Raw genomic sequence first — 900 nt, 5'->3', positions numbered from 1 at the left:
GCTCGCGGCGGCGCGCCCGGGCGCGGCGGGCTGCGCGGCGGCCCGGCGCAACCGGCCCGGCGCCGTCCACAGGCGGCGCAATGGCGATGGCGCGGCACCCGTGCGATCGGCTTGACTTGAATCAGGGGGTCCCCCGGGAGCCCCGGCACTGTCATGCCCTCCCCCGCTGCCGCCCGGGCCCGCGGCATCCGCACCCGCGGCCCCCGCTCCGCTGCCGTCCCTCCGCGCCTCCGCGCGGCCGGGCGGGCCGGCCGCCGCGCGGCAGGCCCACAGCACCGCGCCGCCGATACCCGCGGCCTGGAGCAGCGCGAGCGGCGCCACGTACAACTGGCCGTCGCGCAGCGGCCCGAATCCCGCCCACAGTCCGATCAGCCAGGCGAGGGCGTCCCGGCCGGGTGCGGTCGTGCCCGCCAGCGCGAGCGCCAGCCCGGCCGCGGCCGCCGCCGACAGACCGGCCCCGAAGCCCGGCGCACCGCCGCGGCGGAGCAGCCACACCCAGCCCGCGACGGCGGCGAGCGAGAGCGTCAGCCGGCACGCGGCCTGCCCCGGCGCACCGAACCACTCCGGCACCGCGTGGGCGTTCCAGACCCCGCCGAGCGACAGCAGCGAGCCCGCGGCGCCGAACGGGGTGTCGGCGCGTGCGGCGAACAATTCGACCGCGCCGGGGTCGGTCCGCGCGCCGCTGCCCAGCGCCGGCACCAGCCACGGCAGCGACAGCAGCACGATGGCCGCGGCAACCGCGCCGCCCGCCCGCAGCGCGCGCACGGCGCCGCGACCGCCGTCGCCGCCGTGCCCCTCCGCGGCGGACGGCGCGCTCGCGGACCCCGCGCCGTGGATGCGCCCCGCGCCGTGCCGGGCCGGTGCGGGAGGGTCCGCGGTCGGCGCTCCCGGGCAAGTCGG

At 81.9% G+C, this 900-nt stretch carries 1 pseudogene; it reads right to left on the bottom strand.

Annotated elements, in window-relative coordinates:
* Nucleotides 1-765, bottom strand: a pseudogene (locus ABEA15_RS25545) (hypothetical protein); the annotation flags it as partial.
* Between the last annotated feature and the right edge of the window lie 135 nt (nucleotides 766-900).

The sequence above is a fragment of the Streptomonospora halophila genome, assembly GCF_039542725.1.
Lineage (GTDB): Bacteria > Actinomycetota > Actinomycetes > Streptosporangiales > Streptosporangiaceae > Streptomonospora > Streptomonospora halophila.
Note: the sequence above shows the minus strand (reverse complement) of the source record. Positions and strands in the feature narration are given on the sequence as shown.